Annotated in this window: 14 protein-coding genes; 2 read left to right on the forward strand and 12 right to left on the reverse strand. The window is 28.9% G+C overall.

What is annotated here, in order from left to right:
• Window positions 1-4: 4 nt before the first annotated feature.
• Entirely contained in the window at window positions 5-2,935 is a 2,931-nt protein-coding gene (locus tag KPL54_RS17915; protein ID WP_216107858.1) for an insulinase family protein, read from the reverse strand.
• A gap of 304 nt (window positions 2,936-3,239) precedes the next feature.
• Window positions 3,240-8,681: a diguanylate cyclase gene (locus tag KPL54_RS17920; protein ID WP_216107859.1), complete on the reverse strand. Its 5,442-nt coding sequence runs from the start codon at window positions 8,679-8,681 to the stop codon at window positions 3,240-3,242.
• Window positions 8,682-9,019: 338 nt separating this feature from the next.
• Here KPL54_RS17920 and KPL54_RS17925 point away from each other — a divergent pair, with 338 nt between their 5' ends.
• Window positions 9,020-9,364 (forward strand): protease inhibitor I42 family protein, encoded by a 345-nt coding sequence (locus KPL54_RS17925; RefSeq protein WP_216107860.1) that lies wholly within the window; start codon window positions 9,020-9,022, stop codon window positions 9,362-9,364.
• 110 nt (window positions 9,365-9,474) lie between these two features.
• Here KPL54_RS17925 and KPL54_RS17930 read toward each other — a convergent pair whose 3' ends face one another.
• The 8 genes from KPL54_RS17930 to proC form a co-directional block, all read right to left on the reverse strand.
• Complete coding sequence (locus KPL54_RS17930; protein WP_216107861.1) at window positions 9,475-10,338, reverse strand: methionyl aminopeptidase; 864 nt, start codon at window positions 10,336-10,338, stop codon at window positions 9,475-9,477.
• A gap of 482 nt (window positions 10,339-10,820) precedes the next feature.
• Window positions 10,821-11,093: a hypothetical protein gene (locus tag KPL54_RS17935; protein ID WP_071614733.1), complete on the reverse strand. Its 273-nt coding sequence runs from the start codon at window positions 11,091-11,093 to the stop codon at window positions 10,821-10,823.
• Window positions 11,094-11,520: 427 nt separating this feature from the next.
• A complete protein-coding gene (locus KPL54_RS17940) occupies window positions 11,521-12,216 on the reverse strand; it encodes a response regulator transcription factor (protein WP_216107862.1) in 696 nt (231 codons plus the stop codon).
• A gap of 14 nt (window positions 12,217-12,230) precedes the next feature.
• A complete protein-coding gene (locus KPL54_RS17945) occupies window positions 12,231-13,664 on the reverse strand; it encodes a sensor histidine kinase (RefSeq protein WP_216107863.1) in 1,434 nt (477 codons plus the stop codon).
• Between the two features lie 20 nt (window positions 13,665-13,684).
• Window positions 13,685-14,437, reverse strand: a complete 753-nt coding sequence (locus KPL54_RS17950; protein WP_216107864.1) for an ABC transporter permease — start codon at window positions 14,435-14,437, stop codon at window positions 13,685-13,687.
• Window positions 14,424-15,149 (reverse strand): ABC transporter ATP-binding protein, encoded by a 726-nt coding sequence (locus tag KPL54_RS17955; protein WP_216107865.1) that lies wholly within the window; start codon window positions 15,147-15,149, stop codon window positions 14,424-14,426. Before KPL54_RS17955 ends, KPL54_RS17950 begins: the two co-directional genes overlap by 14 nt.
• A 130-nt stretch (window positions 15,150-15,279) precedes the next feature.
• The gene (locus KPL54_RS17960; RefSeq protein WP_253203563.1) at window positions 15,280-16,527 is read right to left on the reverse strand and encodes a hypothetical protein; all 1,248 of its coding nucleotides are present in this window, start codon (window positions 16,525-16,527) and stop codon (window positions 15,280-15,282) included.
• 125 nt (window positions 16,528-16,652) lie between these two features.
• Window positions 16,653-17,462, reverse strand: a complete 810-nt coding sequence (proC, locus tag KPL54_RS17965) for a pyrroline-5-carboxylate reductase (RefSeq protein ID WP_216107866.1) — start codon at window positions 17,460-17,462, stop codon at window positions 16,653-16,655.
• A gap of 189 nt (window positions 17,463-17,651) precedes the next feature.
• On the opposite strand from proC, the gene KPL54_RS17970 reads away from it, so the two are divergent.
• Window positions 17,652-17,798 carry a small, acid-soluble spore protein, alpha/beta type gene (locus KPL54_RS17970; protein WP_216107867.1) on the forward strand — a complete coding sequence of 49 codons (147 nt, stop codon included), beginning with the start codon at window positions 17,652-17,654 and terminating at the stop codon, window positions 17,796-17,798.
• A 131-nt stretch (window positions 17,799-17,929) separates the two neighbouring features.
• On the opposite strand, the gene KPL54_RS17975 is transcribed toward KPL54_RS17970, so the two are convergent.
• On the reverse strand, window positions 17,930-18,811 hold the full coding sequence (locus KPL54_RS17975; RefSeq protein ID WP_216107868.1) for a DegV family protein: 882 nt from the start codon (window positions 18,809-18,811) through the stop codon (window positions 17,930-17,932).
• A 133-nt stretch (window positions 18,812-18,944) separates the two neighbouring features.
• Window positions 18,945-19,489, reverse strand: a 545-nt coding sequence (locus KPL54_RS17980) for a carboxyl transferase domain-containing protein (RefSeq protein WP_290444454.1), incomplete at its 5' end; no start/stop codon positions are given.

A 19,489-nucleotide genomic window follows, 5' to 3' on the forward strand; every position in this document is an offset into this window, starting at 1 on the left:
CACCTTATTTAAATACATTTACTAAATTAGCAAATATCTCTTTATTATCTTTAATTTTTGTTTCATTTCCGAGTACACAAAAACAATCTTCCTTTATAATATCAGAGAGCAATGTTTTAAAAGACTTAATATCATCGGCATTTGTACTTAATACCTCTTCTCGCTCCTTTTGTCTTTGCTCCTGCGTGATACCCCTTATATAATATGCAGTAGCACGCTCACCCTTCATAGAAGGTGTTAATGGTGAATCAAGATCACTAATTGTACCTATAATGTATTTGGTCATTTCCCTATCTGATGCTTCAAAGTTTTCTATATACTCACATATTCCGTCGTATGCTTTTAAAGTTTCTTTGACATTTGGATCTCTATAAGACACAAATACTATGTTACCACTTCTAGCAATGTTTGCAAATCCGCCATATGCTCCACCTTGCACACGAACTCTGTTCCATAAATAATCTAGACTTGCTATTGTCTTAAGTACTAACATCTTACCTGAATAAGCATAACCTTTCTTAATGAAATTATAGCCTTTAGCTACATACTGAACATCCGATGAAGTCAGTAATCCTTCATTATCTTTACTCAAAACAAAATCATACTTAGCATCTGGTAATTTTTCATCTCCTAAGATACTTATAACCTTAGGTAACTCCTTTTCAAATGCGGTATATATATCTTTTTCTCCTGTAACACTTATTATGAGATTATTTTTATTAAATATAATCTTTGAAACCTTATTTAAATTTTTTATAATCTCATCTACTTTATTATCAAAATCTATTTCAATTTCATTTAAAAATTTATAAAATGATATTCCTGTAGTTTTTTCTATATAAGCTGAGGCTGGCGAAAAGTAGGAAGTAATCCTTCCAGCTGCTACCATATGGCCTCTATCAAGAATCTTCATTTCATACCTTGATTTTAATTGTTGAATTAACTCCTTCAAACGCTTCTTTTCATCAAATTTAGTAAGACTAATTATTTCTGCAATAATATCAAATAATTTAGGAATACTCGAGATTAACGCTTTACTTTTTACTACTAACTTAGGATTGTATTTTTCAAAATTTTCATTTTCACCATATACATCTGTAGTAAAATGAATACCACCTGTATGAATATTAACTTCATTAGATAAATCAGAGTAATTGGTATTTTGCGTACTTACTCTTCCTAAAATAGTTGATAATAATGTTACATAAGGTATTAACTCTACATCTACTTTTTTAGCATCAAATAATATATTTATATAAGCAATTTTATTAGTAAAAATATTATGAGATAAGACTTTCACTCCATGTTCATCATTTATCTTTAAAGGTAAATGTTCTACCTTTTTTTCAATATCTGAGAGTTCAAGTAAAGGAATAGTTTCAAGAACTTCCACGGGATCTGGTGTCATTTGTCTTTCTTTAAGATCTTTTGTACTCTTCACAATTTCTTCTACTTGCTTTTCTGAGAGACTTGCTTTGTACTTTTCTAGTTTTTCCTCTGTTACCTTAGACTTTTTCTCTGCAAGGCCTTTTTTACCATTCAAAATAACCATAGAACTATGTGTATTATTAATAAGATACTTTTCTATAAGTTTTTCAAAGTAATTTGTAGTTAGTGCAGCTTTTATTTTACTTAAATAACTTTCATATTCTAAATGCATAGTTGGGTCCTTATCATAAAGCCAACTATCCATACTAGTTATATAATAAAATAAGCCTTTTGGAAAACCACCTAAATCAGCTTCGCGTAATTTGAATTCAGTAATATTTATACATGCTTCTATTAGTTTTTTGTCTATTCCCTCTTTAACTAAATTCTTTAAAGTCGTAAATACAACTTTCTTGAATTTTTCTTTTTCACTTTCATTAGAATTTTTTACTACTATACTGAACACAGGTTGTAATATACTATTGTCAAAACTTCCAAATACATCTTTACCAATCTCTGCATCCACAAGTGCTTTCTTCAAAGGCGCTGCAGCACTTTCTAATAATAAGTATTCTAGAATTTCAAGAGCTAAATGCATTTCTGGCTGACTAATATTGTCTCCTGACACAAAATTTAAACTTAAGAATGTTTTTCCTTCCTCCTCATCATCACAAGAAATAGGATAATCCATCTTAACTTCTTCCATTTTACTAAATGGTTTTTGTAGCTTAATCGCTGAGTCAATCTGAATTCTATCGAAATTGTTTAAATATTTCTCACTTATGAATTGTAATTGCTCTTCAATATTTCCATCGCCATATAAGAATATATAACTATTTGATGGATGATAATATTTTTTATGGAACTCTATAAATTCCTCCTGCGTTAAATCTGGTATAAATTCTGGATCTCCTCCAGATTCCACGCCATAAGAAGTGTCCGGAAATAAGGATTCTTGGATTTTACGCATAAGAGACCCTTCCGGAGATGAGAATGCGCCTTTCATCTCATTATAAACTACACCTTTGTATGTTAGTTTATCTTCCTTGTTTTCTAATTCATAATGCCAACCCTCTTGCATTAATATTTCCGGCTTAGAGTATAGATTCGGATAAAAAACAGCATCCAAATACACATCCATAAGATTAACAAAATCTTTTTCATTCTTACTCGCTAAAGGATATATTGTTTTATCAGAAAAAGTCATAGCATTTAGAAATGTATTTAAAGACCCCTTTATTAATTCGACAAAAGGCTCCTTTGTAGGAAACTTTCTAGAGCCACAAAGTACTGAATGTTCTAATATATGTGGCAGACCATTATTATTTTTAGGTGGTGTTCTAAATCCTATAGAAAAAACCTTATTATCATCATCATTTTCTATATGAAGTAATCTTGCTCCACTTTTCACATGCTCAAATACTCTTGTTACTGAATTTAACTCTTCTATATTTTTTTCCTCAATTAACTTAAAACCATAGTATGTATTCCCAATTTTAAACTTCATTTTTCTCCTCCTAATACTTTCTTTGAAAACTTAAACAGCTCGTTAAGTGTTTCATCTTCCGTGAATTTTTAAATCTAAGCGAATTACATATCATATGAATGACAACCATTGAATGAACATGATATGTATAGCATTAGTATGACAAATATGCCATACTAATGCTATCTAATATTAAAATTACTTTTATTATACTAATTATACACCATTTTATTCCACACTGCTAACAACATAAATTATTTTATATATCTATCTTTCCTAATTTTTATTTAGTCTATACTATACATCAACTAAAAAATAATTTAAGCTATAGTATTGGGACTATTATCTTACCAAGCATACTTACAAAGTTAAAATCGTCAAAACTAAACTCTTTAACTTGCGTCGATTCGGATAAGTATAGTACTCCTTTTACATAATCATCCTTGATAAGTGGCATTACAATAACCGATTGCCAGTTAGGCGCACCTGTAACAACATCATATTCAATTATCGTATCCCAATCTATCTTCCAAACTCCCTGCTTACTATCGAGTACAGATTTTATTATACTTTTATTATAAGTATCGCTATCTACCCATTCATTTATAAATATCTCTCTTGAATATTTTTCGGTAATGTCTCCATTTTCTACAAGAAATAAAATACCTTTTTGTGCTTCTGTAATTTCAATAATCCTTCCGAGTAGACTATATATCTTATCTTCTTTTATTAAATTTATATTTATTAGTTCAATTAATTCTATCATTGCAAGCACATTCCGGTGATCTTGCAATTCATTACCAGATATTATACCCGCAAGTCTATCTGTTTTTTTCGCCTTTTTGGAGAAATCACTATTCCAAGTAACATATCGATTTCTCCCCTGCTGCTTCGCCACATATAATGCTTGATCTACCCTCTCAACTAATTCACCTTGCCACTCCCCCTGCATCGGGCACGTTATAACACCCAAACTTACAGTAACATCACGTCTATTGTCTAATATTTTTTCTTGCTCTATTTTACTTCTAAGTTTTTCAGCCACAAGCTGTGCTTCATAAATATCTGTATCTGGAAGAATAACAATAAACTCTTCTCCCCCGTATCTACCAACAATATCTGTATCTCTTAAATTACTTAACACAACGTCACAAACCCTCTTTAAAGCATAATCTCCTGTCCTATGTCCAAACTTATCATTTATAATTTTAAAATAATCTAAATCATACATAATAAGAGAAAATTTACTTTCATCAAGACTTGATTTTTCAATTTGTTCATCTAATGCCTCTTCTAGATATTTCCTAGTAAGTGTTCCCGTCAATTTATCAACAGATGAACTTAGTCTAAGCTTATACTTTTCAATTATTATACCTATTACTTTGCTAAGTTCCATACATTTTTTCATACTAGCATTATTTAAATTATTTAGTACTCTTTGAGATTCAATATATATGTGACCAATTATATACTTACTCCCTTGTATTCTTTTTCTTCTTTCATTCTTCACAATACTTTTTTCAGTAATATCTTCCATAATAATTGGGATGCAAATATACGCCTTTATAGTATTATAAATATTATTTTTATCGCCAGCTGCATTTTGATTTTGATAACTATCTGTTACTAACTCTGCTTTATCTTGGCATAGTATTTCAGATAATTTTTCTGCTGACTGTGGTAACTCGTATTTTCTATCACTAGCTGCAATAACTTTATATTCTTTATTGTCATCATCCTTAATAATTATTATTCCTCTAGTCGCCAATGTTATATAAGACAAATAATCAATTATGAGTTCTAAGTTTCTTAAGTTATCAGATTGCAAGTTTTCTAATACATCACCTATATCATGGATACCCTCATGAAGAGAAACTGAGTATATTTTTTTAATAGATTTTATAAAGTTTTCATTTTTCAAAATATCCTTATGGTTTACCTGCTCTAATATATCTATTAATCCCTCTTCATCGCTAATACTTGCCTGTTCAAATTTGAGCATGGAGGTATCCTTATTATTTTTATAATAATTGTTAATTCCCAAAAATCTATTGAAAGGTCTTATTGCATTGTTTAATCTTATATAAGATAATCTATACTTAATTGGCAATTTAAGATTTATGTTCTTTAATATACCACAAGCTTCAAAGTAATATATTACTGCATACAAATAATCCTCTTTGTTAAAATAATAATCACCAATCGCAGTATATATTTTCCAACATATGTCTATTTCTTTATACTTTTTTGAATACTCTAAAGCCTCGTTAAAAAACTTAATACTATTCTTATTTTCTATTAATCCGTCAACATATAACTTTTTAACATATACTCTGTGGTCTTTTATATCAATATCGATATTAATCTTATTAATCTCATTAAAAATAATTGATGCATACTCTTGTATTTTATTATCATATAAAAGTATTACCACTCCATAAAATATATTAAGTCTACTGCTTACATATAATACTTTATTGGCTATTGTTACAATATTTGTAATATCATTCATTAAATCATCATCATTTTTTCTCAAATATATTTTTATACATTTATTTAAAATCTTAGCCCATAATGCAAGTATAGATTGATTGTTCCCATATAGTACTAATACTTTATTAATATAAGACTGAGCCTTTTGCATGTCCCCCAATTTATAGTTAATCTCAGCTGCTAAAAGATAAAATATTTCAATGTTTTCCCTTTGATCGGGATGATTAGTAATCTCCTTATTGCAAAGTTCATAATACTTATAAGCATTATCGTAATCATCTAATCTTAAATAGATACTAGCAATCGATGTATAACAATAAAATAATTTTAGCTCAAATTCATATTTTCTACATTTCCCTAACTGTTCAATAAAACATTGTAGTGATATTTCATACTTTTCTACTAAAGAATGCGTCACAGCGATGTTAATTAATGCATCTACCTCTCTATTACTCATATTATTCTTTTCACATACTTTTTTTGTTTTTAAAAAATATTTTGTAGCCATATTATTATCTTGGTAATAATATTCATAAATAACTCCTATATAATTTAACGCTTTTATTAATTCATCAATATTGTTATATTTATTACATATAGTTATTGCCTTTTTAAAAAATATTAATGATTCCTGCGCTCTACCTATTCTCATAAGAACTATACCCTTATGATTATAAAATATCGATTTCAGTTTTTCATATTCACCCTTGCACATTTCTATACCACTTTTACATATTGTTTCAACATTTTCATACTCTTGCCTTATCTCATATACACAAGCTTGGATTCCTTGACACTTAAGCCATCCAGAGCAATAATCTGTTTTTTCTAGCATGGTATTAATTTTTTTAATATAATAAATAACACTCTTTATATCATTTTTATTTAAATATACCGTTGCAACTTTAATCAAGCTATCTATTATGTAATTATGCAACTGAGTATTATCATTGTACATTTGAAGCGATAAATAGTATTTTATAGCGATAGAATTATGTCCTTCTTGTTCATGCAAATCGGCTAGATCCATAATAAGCTTGATGTTTTGAACTGGATTATTTAAACAATTGATTATCGATACTGCTTTAGTTAAATTTTTTATTGCATCGCTTCTATTTTTTAAAAGTTTCATTTTTCGTGCATTTTCAATGCAGTATTCAATAATCTTCTGCCGTTGATCTGACTTTTCTAAGTGATAAATTAGCTCCTCAATATATTCTGTACCACCCTGTGCATAAAAACCTTCAAGTAGTACCGATGCTAATCTATGCATGTTTTTTTTATCTTCATCACTAATTCTTTCATACATAAGGCTTTTAAGAAACTTATTATAAAAATCAAATACAAAACCTCTATCCTCAATTTTTTTACATAATATTCCCGAGGAAATAAGCCCCTTAATAACTATCTCGAGTTCTTCACTATTCTTATTAATAAAACCCTTTATCACTTCTAAAGAAACCGCGCTTTTAAATATCGATATTATTTTTAAAATATTAAAATTTAATTTTCCCATTTCTTTAACTTGATTTAGCAGTATTGGATGCATATCCTCTGGCACATTAAATTTAGAATAATCGTAATCTATAGTCCAACACCCTTTTTCTTTATCTATATAAATACTTTTTTTATTGAAAAAGCTCTTTATAATTTCTTGCACAAATAATGGATTGCCTTTTGTCTTTTCAAATATACTCTCTGCAAATTTATATGGTATATTAGGCATACTTAAAATATTTTCAATCATTTTCCCTACTTCTATTTCACTTAACTCTTTCAAAAATACATTTGTTACTACAGCACTCCTAGATATAGTCTGCTTGAATTTTATAAATTTTTTATTTAGTACGCATTCCCCATCGCAGTATGACATTATAATCATGATTTTTTTGTTTTGTAACTTCTTTCTCGTAATATATTCTATTAATTCAATTGTAAACTCATCTGCTAAATGAAAATTATCAATAATTATAACTATAGGTTTATTACCTATACACTCTTCTATAAAACCCGCAGCAAAGTGTATAAGTCTATATTTTTCTTTGTCTCCACTCAATGGTTTTGAATGTATTATATTCTTTTTACTACCTAATTCAGGTATAAATTTTACCAATTCAGATTCATATCTTTCTAGTATTTCTGGTTCGCATTCAGAAATGAGCTGTTTTAATATATCTACAAAAGCCACACTACTGTTTTTAGTAGAAGCCTCTAATGTAAAACTATTATAAACATTTACTTTTCTCAAAGAAAAAAGATATTTTAATGACTTAAGAAACCGCGTTTTACCAATACCCGATTCGCCATGTATAAAAACCGTAAGATTATTTTCACCTTCATTTTTTATACATTCATAGCTATTGATAATTTTATATACTTCATCCCCTCTGCCTATCATTTTTAAGTTAGTATTTAATTTATTTATTTCCTTCTTTCTATATGAGAGGTATCGCTTTTCAAATAAGTTATTTATGTCTATTACTAATTCTGAAATATTTTGATATCGTTTTGTAATATCACTATAAACCATCTTTTCAATAATCATTTGAAAATTTATGTTAAGATTTCTATTATTATTAAATGTCTCTTTTATTTTAATATCATTAATTTCATCGTTTATAACAAAATTACAATTTTCACTCTTCATATATATGATAAACAGTAAAATTCCTAGAGAATATATATCACTAAATATACTACATTTCTTACCTTTTAATATCTCTGGAGCCTTAAAATATTCCTCATTATTCTCATCTTTCCAAAAAGTTTGTTTTTCAAGTTCAACTGTTGCAAAATCTTTGAATTTAACGCAATTTATTTTGTATTTTGTATTCGTAACTATTATATTACTTAAATTTATATCACTATAAACAAATCCTTTTAAATGGAGATAATTTATACTTTGACATATTTCTATAAATAAATCTAATAACTCATCACTTTGCATATTACTTACTACATCTAAAATACTAAAATCATTTTTAACATACTCATTTGTGAAAAAATAAACTTTATCATCTAATTTTTTATTATCTAATAAATTTATTAAATCAAAGTCATATACTAATGTTATATTTCCGCATTTTAAATTAGTTAAACTTATAAATTCTTTTGTATAAAATTCTATTAACTCTTTCTTTAAATAATCCGAGTTAAGAATATTTAATTGTACCGTATCATAATTTTTTCTTATATCATTTACAATATAACTGGAAACTAACCTATTTTGTTTTATAGATTTAACTATTCGATATCTATTATTAATAATTTCCACTTTAATCACTTCCTCAAATATCAATTAAATTAACATTTTAGATAATGCTAGAAATTCATTTTCAAATATAGTACACTCTAGATTCTTTATCCCATTAATATATAATAAACCATTTCAATGTTTATGTTAAAATTTGTATATCTATATATTATACCAATAAAATATGTTAATTTACTGTTTTTATATAAAATGTTAAATTTGGCTACTAAAATGACATTTAGGATACCGTTGTTACATGAATAAATATATAAAAAAAAGAAATAATAATACTATATTTATGCTATTCATACTATTTTATTAATAAATCTGCGCAGGTGATGATTAAGGAGGGTACTTACTTGACTTACGAATATGAAAACTTCAAGTCAAATGCTATAGTTTTAGGCCATAAGCTTATAAACCTTATACCTATAAATGAGCATATGATTATTGAACTTACTGAATCCCCAACAACTGGATATTGCTGGTACTACACCACCTCTGATCCTTCTATTATATTATTGGAAGAGAAAAAAATATTTGATTTTAATAAACCTAATATCTTAGGTGGAAGTAATCAAATTATCTGGAAATTTAAATCTTTGGCTTCTGGTGAATGTAAAATAACCTTTTCTTATTATAAGAGCTGGAAAAAAGAGTCTTGCTCCTTAGATGAATTCACATACATAATAAAAGTTGAGTAGTCTAAGTCATCAAAATGACTTAAGTCAAAAACAACTTATCAAAAAAAAAGGGAAAGTCCACCATATGTAACGTGGACTCTCCCTATAAACTGTTATTTGTTCATTAAAACTTAAGTTAATATCTCATAACCTGTTTGAGTAATAAGTATGGTATGTTCCCACTGAGATGACAATGAGCCATCTGTTGTAACCGCTGTCCAATCATCATCAAGTACTCTGGTATCTGGGCTCCCGATATTAATCATAGGTTCAATAGTAAACGTCATATTAGGTAATAATATTGTACCCTCACCTTTTTTACCTATATGAGCTACAAATGGTTCTTCATGGAATTCTAGTCCAACACCATGACCACCATAATCATAAACTACAGAATAGCCAAGACTTTCTGCATGTTGCTGAATAGCATTTCCAATATCCCCAAGCGTATTAAATGGTTTCACTTGTTCTATTCCAAGGTCTAGACATTCCTTTGATACACGCACCAAATCTACTGCCGCTTTTGAACCCTCTCCTATTATGTACATTCTACTAGCGTCACCGTAATATCCGTCTAATATGCAAGATACATCTACATTAACTATATCGCCATCTTTTAGAACAGTTTCACATGGTATACCATGGCATATCACGTCATTTATTGATGTACATACACTCTTAGGGAATCCACCGTAGCCTAATGGTGCTGGGTATGCATTATGCTCTACCGTATATTCATGTACCCAAGTATTAATTTCTTCTGTGGTTACTCCCACTTTTATTCTCTCACTAACAATATCTAGTACATCATGAGTTAGTTTACAACTTTTTCTTATACCTTCTATTTGTTCCTGCGTTTTCATGATATCTCTAGGTATTGTATACCCAACTTTCTCCTCTATATTGCTTATAAATACGTCTTGATCCATATGACATTTTTTATATTTCTTGCCACTTCCACACCAACACACATCGTTTCGTGATAGTTTATTCATTTCATTTCCTCCCACCTAAAATTATTCTAAACATCAATATTAACTACAAATTAGTTATAAGGCATCTTAGACTTGTTATTTTTTATTATGCTAAGTATATGCTTATCTTTAAGCAACCTTAAATTATCAAGGCTATATGCTTTATTGATGATTTAATCTTTTATTACAGTTACTATTATACCCCTTCTTTACAATTGTTGTGCACTAATTAATAATTATTAATGTAATATTAGCTCACAATAGTGTAAAATGTATTATTATATATATACATTTTGTAACATCTTTATTTGTGCTAGAAGTCGGCACAACTGTTTCTCTCGTTTCACAATTAGATATTGTAATTAAAAATATTGAATTTGCCGTTTACTAATGTTACATACTTTAACAATTAAACGCTAAAAAAGATATTCTTTAACTTAAAGAATATCTTTTTTATTAAAACATTTGCGGTAACCTAATATATGTTTTTAACGACCTATTTTCTATATATTATTTATTATATAATCCTTTTTAAGATACTGGTATTTATTAGAACTTGCATTAACTACTAAATTATTGTTAGCTATTTCTGCAGCTTCTTCTATATTCTTAGCCTTAAACATTATAGTTCCACCATTTCTATTATACATTCCCCCACATATTAAATATTTAGAAGAACGATTAATCTTATCAGTACTTGAAGCATAAGTTATTGCTAAACTGTCATTACCCTCTCTTGAATAATTTATTTTAACCAATAAATCTTTTGTTTCCATTTGTTTTCCCCCAGTCCAATAATCTACTTTAGAAATGCAGTTTAGGTACATATTAAATCATCTCCTACGGAGCTACAATATTAACGACTTCAGAAGGAGATTTATACGCCCACTGAAGTTTTCTATTTGTTAGGGTATATAACTCCCACTTATTGAAGTGAGAGACTTTCCTTCTGAAATGTCGTTAAAACTATTATAAGATGAAATAATTATATATTTATAAATACTTTAAAAGTATTTTGTCTTATTATATTATGTATACATTGTAACGAACATTTGTTCGTTAGTCAATAGATTTTATATGTTTTATTTTCATAATAAATATATATGTTTTGCTTGTAATTTTTATTACCTACAAACTTAATACATATAATTTTAAACACTTAAAATATTAAGGATAATAAAAAAATATAAGCCTAGGATATATCTATACCCTAAGCCTGTACCCAGTTCCCCAAACAGTTTCAATATATTGAGGCTGAGATGTAAATTTTTCTATTTTTTCCCTTACTCTTCCGATATGTACTGTTACAGTGGCAGTATCTGATAAAGCATCGTATCCCCATATTTTTTCAAATAATTCAACTTTACTAAATACCCTATTAGGGTTTTCAGCCAAATAAAGTAATAAATCAAACTCCTTTTGAGCTAAATTTATTTCAATACCATTTACGAATACCTGCCTACAATCCTTTCTTATTTCTAGTCCCCTTATTATAATAGTGCTACTTTTCACCACAGAGTTAAATTTATTCTTTATTCGCTCGTAATTTCGAATATGTGATTTAACTCTAGCAACTAGTTCACTTGGGTTAAATGGCTTTGTAATATAGTCATCAGCACCAAGACTGAGCCCCTTTATTTTGTCAATATCTTCTTTTTTTGCAGATACCATTAAAACTGGGATTTCCTTATCCTCTTGCATACTGCGCAAAATAGTAAATCCATCAATTTTAGGAAGCATAACATCAAGAATTAACAAATCAAATTCCTTTGTTTTCAGAGCATTTAATCCATCTACCCCATCATTACATATTTTAACTTCAAAGCCTTCAATCTCCAAATAGTCTTTTTGAAGCCTAGCAATGCTTATATCATCTTCTACTATTAAAATTTTTTTCATAATACTCCTTTATTTTATATTTTCCCAAATGACATCAAAATACTTGTACCCTCATTTTCATGACTCACAGCCCATATTGTGCCGCCGTGTCCCTCTACAATTTGTTTTGCAATTGCAAGCCCTAGTCCACTTCCATTTGCTTCACTTCTCGCTGCATCTGCTCTGTAAAATCTATCAAAAATTTTATTTACATCATTTTCATCAATACCAGAACCATTATCCCTTATTTCAATTATAATGCTAGAATTAGTTTCTCTAAGAATAATTGTAATTTTACCTTGCTCTTTATCCATATATTTACGAGAATTATCAATAATATTTAGTATCACTCTCATTAATCTTTCTCTATCAATCTTAACGTATTTTAAACCATCTAAATTGTTTTTCAAACAAATTTCTATGTTCGACTTTTCAAGCTCTGGTGCACTTTCATGAATACAGTATTTAAAATAATCCATAATATCTGTGTTTTCAAAATTAAAGGGTAATTGACTGAGATCTAACTTCGAATATAAAAGCAAATCATTAATCATAATATCCATCTGCGTAGCCTTTGAATAAATGGTCTTTAAATATCGATTTTGCTTTTCAGGAGTATTAGCAACCCCATCCAAAATACCATTAACATAACCTTTTATTGATGTTATAGGTGTTTTAAGATCATGGGATATACTAGAAACGAGCATCGTCCGATTCTCGTCATACTTCTTTTTGAGGCGGATAGAATCTTTAAGTTGTATTCTCATCTTTTCAAAATCAGCACATAACTTCTTAATTTCTTGATCTCCAACTTCAATAATTTCTAAATTTAAATCACCCTTACTAATTTCTCCTACAGCTATACTTAAAAGTGATAAGGGCTTTATTATCCTTTTAGACAGTAGAAAGGACATATATATGTTGAGTGCTATAAATGATATAAGGAATATTGCAACTATAAATATAATAAACTCTTCTAGAATGCTTGAATACCTAAATACTGGAGCAAGTAATATGACATTCCCCCTGTTACCATCACTAAAACTAATTGGAGCTACTTCTACCATGTAAGATGTAGCATCAATTTCTACTAATTTTTTTTCAAATTTAGTATTAGCTTCTACTAAACATTTCTCTATGTCAATTTTATTTACATCCTTTGAAGTGAAAATAATAGTATTGTTTTTAAGTATTATGATTTCTCCATTTATGGTTGATAACTTTTGATGTAAATATTGTTGATATTTTATATCCTCCATATTATAAGAACTTTGATTACGTACAATATTGCTAGTATCAGCTAATTGGGTCTTTATGAATATGAACTTTTTAAAATTACCATAACTTACGTCCTTTTTAAAAATGGTTGAAGAGATAAAAATAAATAAGACCGCAGCTACAATTGTAATTACAAAAGGAACTATCACAGTTACAGTGTTAGAAAAAATCAATCGTTTTTTTATATTCATTTTTCACCTCAAAAATGTCTTTAAAATTCCTTTTTGTCAAATATATAATATCCTGCTGTAAAAAATATTATACCATAACTAATCATCATCATAAATTGAAGAAAGATTTTTAAAATAGGTACAGTATCCATAGTAAATAGCGTATACCAGTTCATCATTGATGTAATGAATATACCCGAATATCTGTAAAATACAATTCCGAGTCCTTTAAACATGACAAAAACAAAAATAGACAGAAAAAACACGCCTATCCCACTTTTAATTATATTTGCAAAAAATGCAATTATTATTGATAATATCACCATAGGAATTAGCGTTACAATATATGAAACTAGAATTCTAATAACACTACTAAATGTAGCTGAGTTTGAATTAAAAAGACAACCCGCAATTATTGAAAAAATCATTATAAATAAAAGATTCGCTATGATAAATAACATAATTGCAATTAACTTTGATGCATAAAATTTGAACCGTGAGATGGGTCTTGTTAGTGCAATTTTCATAGTGTTTTGTGAAAACTCCCCTGAGAAACTCTCAATTGTAACAAGAGCAGTAAATAAAGGTAATATTGTATTTACAACTACTGAGAGAACAAGTATAGGAAATTCCATGCTGGAAACTCCTCGTAGTCCAAAACCAGATCTTAAAACCACCATAGATAACTGTCCAACAATAATTACAATAATTGATATGATTACTGCGACAATAATTTTTTTTCTTTTATATAACTTCTCAATTTCATTTATTAAAGCAGCTTTAAATTCTACCATTTCGCTCTACCTCACTAACAAAATAATTTTCAAGTGTTGAATAATTATTTAATATATTCTTCATAGTATCAACATTAAGCATTCTCCCATTGTATAACACACCAATGTGTGTACAAGTAAGTTCAACATCGTGAATAAGATGACTTGATATAAAAAATGTTGTATTTTCCTTTGCTGCAAGGTCCTTCACTATATTTCTCATAGCAATCATTCCCTCAACATCAAGTCCATTTAAAGGTTCATCTAATATAATTACCTCTGGCCTTGCTAAAATTGCTGCTGCAATTCCTAGTCTTTGTTTCATTCCAAGCGAGAATTTTCTAGGTTTCTCGTTTTTGTATTTAAGAATACCTGTTAGCTCTAAAACTTCATCAATTCTCTGATCATCAACATCCTTATAATATCTTGAGACTTGCTTTAGATTCTCATAAGCTGTTAAATATGAATAGGTTTCTGCTGTTTCTATAATGCACCCGACTTTTTTCATTACTTGTTCATAATCCTCTAGTATACTATGTCCTAAGATTTTTACATCCCCACTGTCTGGTCTTATTAGTCCAGTCATAATTTTCATAGCAGTGGTTTTCCCAGCACCATTAGGTCCTAGAAATCCAAAAATCTCCCCTCTATGTATATCAAGATTTATATCTGTTATCCCTCTTCCATTTTTATATACCTTGGAAAGGTTTTTAATCTCAATTACTTTCTCCATTTATTTCCCCCCAATTACACTTTCACATACTGAAATTAGTTCTCCAGTCAATTCACAAAAGGAGACTCCTCATAATATATGCATTTTGTCCTAGAGTCTCCTATTATAATAAGCATAAATTTATATATTATTAGTTGAATGTTTTACTAAACATATCATCCGTAATTTTTTCTCCATTTATAGCTCCATTTATGCTAAATCCTATTTCTGCTGATTGTTGGTTAATATATATCCTTCCTTCGGTCTTTTTATTTGAAGAATCAGTGCTACTAAAAGTACCATTATATTTATTATTTTTATCACTAAATTTAGCACTAAACTTAAAGTCTTTTTTGTCAGTTACATATTCTTCATATCCCTTTACATACTCTTCATAATATCTTCCACTAATACCATTGTCGTCTACTGCATTAATATCTATAAACTGTTCACCTATTTTTTCAAATTTTGCTCCCTTATCTACTAAAATATCCGTTTTATATTTCCCTATATATTTGCCAGGATTGGTTAATTTAGTACTATCTATGTCTACATTCTTCACTACTTTCTTACCCGTTAAATCAGGTCTACTAACTTTAGTTGAGTTAACATTTGTCATTTTTGCTAGTAACTCAAAGGTTAACTTATGTTCTACGCCTTTTACATCTTTACCAGAAATCACTCCAGTACCAAGAATAGTTTGAATAAGGCCTTCTTTAGTTGTTACCATATTTCCTTTAACTTCTTTTACAAATATATCGCTTGTTATTTTAGGCATATTACTCTCAGTATTAGACCTATTACCGAATGCACTCTTAGATTCAAGAGATACCACTGCATTAATAAGGGCTGGTATTTGCGCTTCACTTAAAGAACCAGATAAAGCCTTACTTCCATCTGCATTTTGCTTAACCACAACTGCATCTTTTAAGTTACCAACGACAGTATCTGCAATTTTTTCCATATCATCCGCTCCTTCGTCTTTAAACGGATTGCTTGAAGATATAGCACCACTAGGTTTTGCGGCATCAGTTATATAATAAATTTTTTGTTCATTATTTTTATTTATATAACCATTTTTATCAGAGTAAGTATAACCCTCAGTTTTTTTCAAGCCATCAAGTCTTGTTGTTACAGTTTCTTTAGCTCCCTTTGATACGTCAACTTTACTAAGAGAATCATCAGAATAAACTACATTACCATTGTCTTTTATTATAATTGACATATCTCCCGTATAACTTGTTAATTTAGTTGTAGCACTTTCTGCTGTATACTTAAGAGAATCCTTAAGTTGGTCATATCCACTTTTAGTTAATACTTGGGCCATAGCAGTAGTTGCAAACATTACACTTCCTAGAGCAAAACTTACAATTATTGCTGTTTTTTTATTTAACTTCATTTCATTTAATCTCCTCTTTGTTATAAATTTGTTTTTTAACATGAAAGTCTTTCATAATTCTATTTTAAATTACATGTCTCTACTTTCTATAAACAAATTATAAACAAAGTATAAACTCTATTCATTTAATTTTCACCCATTTTTATTGCCTTCTCCGTGCAACTCTCCATAGCTGAAATTACAGTACCTCTAAAATTATTCTTTTCTAATGTGTATACTGCCTCTATAGTAGTTCCCCCTGGAGAACATACATCGTCTTTAAGTTTTCCTGGATGTTCACCAGTCTCAAGTACCATTTTAGCAGCCCCTAGCACTGCCTGTGCTGCCATTTTATAAGCTTTGCTTCTTGGCATACCTTGAAGCACTGCGCCATCGCCTAGCGCTTCTATAAACATATACACATAAGCCGGAGATGATCCACTAACCGACGGAACTACGTCAATAAGTTTTTCGTCTAATATTTCTACCTTGCCAAAGCTTTCAAATATTTTTAATACATCTTGTAATTCATCATGAGTTATATTTATATTTGAACAAAGTGCACTCATTCCCTCGGAAACAAGTGCTGGAGTATTGGGCATAGTTCTTATAACTTTTGCTTTCTCCCCTAATAAATTACTCATATGATCTAAAGTTATTCCTGCTGCAATAGTTACTATAACCACATCTTTCTTTAAATATGGTTTTATTTCCTCAATGACATCAATATATTTATAAGGTTTTACAGCAAGTATTACTATATTAGAAAACTTTGCAACTTCTATGTTATCATTTGTTACTATAATATTATGTTCTTCTTTTACCTTACTCAAATTCTTATCTGATGGATTACTTGCTATTATATTTTCGCTAGGGACTAAATTTGATTTAACTATTCCACTTATCATAGCTCTTGCCATATTCCCACAACCTATAAATCCTATTGTTTTATCCATATCAATAACTCCTCCAATGTAAATTTATTTAATAATAGTATTATATCATTAGAAGTAACATTTTAATTAATAACATTTTATAGAATAAGTATATAAAATTTGGTTATACTAATACTGAAATATTTAATATTAAGAGTAATGGATTAATAATTATTTTGTGCTCTTAAAAAATGTAAGGAGGATCTTTATATGTCACATAAAGACAACAAAAACAGTAAAGACAATAAAAAAGCTAGTCAAAAAACAAAAACAGAATTAGATAAAATGAGAATGGAAACTGCTAATGAAATAGGTGTTTCTAAAGAATCTAAAAAATTAGGAAAAGAAACAAAATAGTTTTTGAATATCCCTAAATCAAAAGGAAGATGCCCTATGACATCTTCCCTTTACTATATTATAATGATCTTATATTAATATATGATGTGTTATTATAATTGCGATTTATTACTATTAATATATCCAATCTTTTATCTTTCTTTTGCTATAAAAAATATTCCTAACATCTCTGGTCCTACATGTGACCCTACTGCCGTACCAACATAATTTAAAATAACGTCCTTAACATTTCCATTTTCTCTAAGTAATAATTCTAAAGCTAATGCATCTCCTAGGCAATCCCCATGACTTATTGCAATAACTTGCTTAATGCTTGGATCTGACTTTTCCTTAAACTTTTGTACTAAAGTACTTATTGCTTTTTTTCTTCCTCTACACTTCGAGAACGGTATAAGCCTACCTTCGTTGTCCACAAATAAAACAGGTTTTATATTTAGTAATGTACCAACAACTGCTGCAGAACTAGATATCCTTCCACCTCTTTTTAAATGATTTAAATCATTAACCGTAAACCAATGATTAATCCTCAGTTTATTCTCCTCAAGCCATTTAACTATCTCTCCTGTAGATTTACCACTCTTCAACATTTCATATGCATAATGTGTTAAAAGTCCCTGTCCAAGGCTTGCGCATTTACTATCTACTATTCTTATATCAGCATCGGGTAAATCTTCAAGTATAGTTTCTCTTGCTATATTCGCACTATTAATAGTTCCAGTTAATGCAGAAGACAATGCAATATATATTATAGACTTTTTCAGTAAAACATACTTTTTAAATATATTTAAATATATTTGGCTATTAATTTGTGATGTAGTAGGCGTTTCTCCCTGCCTTAAAGCGTCATAAAAATCTTTGCGGGTAAAATTCTCTCCAAAATCGTCTTCTATTGCTTGCCCTTTAAAGTTACAAATCAACCCTAATGGTACTATACTATCCTGTTTAATATATTCTAAAGGTAAATCGCATCCTGAATCTATTACTAGAATTATTTCACTATGTGTTTTACTCATAACTTAAATCCCCTTTGCCCTTCTTTAAATATTATTTTCACCTTTTATTCTATATAATTTATATATACACCTCTATACAAAAAAAGAAAAGCAAATATACTTTTCCTAGCCTCATTGAAGTGAAAATTACTAATTATTCTACTACCTTACCAATTTTTCTAAACTTATAATATCTTTTAGTAAGAAGGGATTCTATCGATTCACATTTTAATCTACCAATTGCTTCTTCTAAATTGCGTTTAATACTAATTGACATCTCATCTATATTAGTATGTGCTCCACCTAGAGGTTCTTTTATAATTCTATCTATTACTTCGTAATTTATCAAATCCTGAGCTGTTATTTTCATGTCACTCGCTGCTTCACTTGCAAGACTTGCATCTTTATATAATATACTAGCAAAACCTTCCGGTGATAAAATAGAGTAAATTGCATGTTCGAGCATCCAAACTTCATCCGCTACCGCCATTGCTAAAGCTCCACCACTTCCACCTTCACCAATGACTATTGAAATTATTGGTGTTTTTAAAGTTGACATATACATAAGATTTCTAGCTATTGCTTCACCTTGACCTCTTTCTTCTGCCCCTAATCCACAATATGCCCCTGGAGTATCAACAAAACAAATAACAGGTCTTTTAAATTTTTCTGCCTGTTTCATAAGTCTTAAAGCTTTTC

It is taken from the genome of Clostridium estertheticum, from assembly GCF_018861295.1.
GTDB lineage: Bacteria > Bacillota > Clostridia > Clostridiales > Clostridiaceae > Clostridium_AD > Clostridium_AD estertheticum_D.

Bases quoted from the DNA above. Each gene is read 5' to 3' on its own strand.
- KPL54_RS17935 (WP_071614733.1), bottom strand. From the start codon at position 11,093: ATGGAAACAAAAGATTTATTGGTTAAAATAAATTATTCAAGAGAGGGT.
- KPL54_RS17950 (WP_216107864.1), bottom strand. From the start codon at position 14,437: ATGGTAGAATTTAAAGCTGCTTTAATAAATGAAATTGAGAAGTTATAT.
- proC (WP_216107866.1), bottom strand. From the start codon at position 17,462: ATGGATAAAACAATAGGATTTATAGGTTGTGGGAATATGGCAAGAGCT.
- KPL54_RS17970 (WP_216107867.1), top strand. From the start codon at position 17,652: ATGTCACATAAAGACAACAAAAACAGTAAAGACAATAAAAAAGCTAGT.
- KPL54_RS17930 (WP_216107861.1), bottom strand. From the start codon at position 10,338: ATGAATAAACTATCACGAAACGATGTGTGTTGGTGTGGAAGTGGCAAG.
- KPL54_RS17960 (WP_253203563.1), bottom strand. From the start codon at position 16,527: ATGAAGTTAAATAAAAAAACAGCAATAATTGTAAGTTTTGCTCTAGGA.
- KPL54_RS17975 (WP_216107868.1), bottom strand. From the start codon at position 18,811: ATGAGTAAAACACATAGTGAAATAATTCTAGTAATAGATTCAGGATGC.
- KPL54_RS17940 (WP_216107862.1), bottom strand. From the start codon at position 12,216: ATGAAAAAAATTTTAATAGTAGAAGATGATATAAGCATTGCTAGGCTT.
- KPL54_RS17945 (WP_216107863.1), bottom strand. From the start codon at position 13,664: ATGAATATAAAAAAACGATTGATTTTTTCTAACACTGTAACTGTGATA.
- KPL54_RS17915 (WP_216107858.1), bottom strand. From the start codon at position 2,935: ATGAAGTTTAAAATTGGGAATACATACTATGGTTTTAAGTTAATTGAG.
- KPL54_RS17955 (WP_216107865.1), bottom strand. From the start codon at position 15,149: ATGGAGAAAGTAATTGAGATTAAAAACCTTTCCAAGGTATATAAAAAT.